The sequence below is a fragment of the Psychrobacter sp. GW64-MNA-CIBAN-0177 genome (assembly GCF_040309585.1).
Classification (GTDB): domain Bacteria; phylum Pseudomonadota; class Gammaproteobacteria; order Pseudomonadales; family Moraxellaceae; genus Psychrobacter; species Psychrobacter okhotskensis.
On sequence record NZ_JBEOOY010000384.1, the window covers coordinates 1 to 258 of the forward strand.

Here is a 258-nt window from a genome sequence, read left to right on the forward strand (position 1 = left end):
GGTATGTTTTGGATCGTGCGTTTGAATTTGTGGGTCACCACCCGTTTTTGTTTGGTATTTTAGCCGTACTTGCCGTCATGTTTTTTGCTATTGAAAACAAACGTAGTGGCAAAAAAGTGTCGCCTAATACGCTTGCTATGATGGTCAACTCGCAAAACGCGCAATTGATTGACATTCGTGCCAAAAAGAAATTTACCACCGGTTATATCCAAGGCAGTCGTAATATTCCTTTTACTGACCTTAAAGATCGTATAGAAG

1 protein-coding gene is annotated in these 258 nt (G+C 40.3%); it reads left to right on the forward strand.

Annotated features, from left to right (window positions below):
• Positions 1–258 (forward strand): rhodanese-like domain-containing protein (locus tag AAEY79_RS15550; RefSeq protein ID WP_352289461.1); only part of this gene is annotated, 258 nt, incomplete at both ends.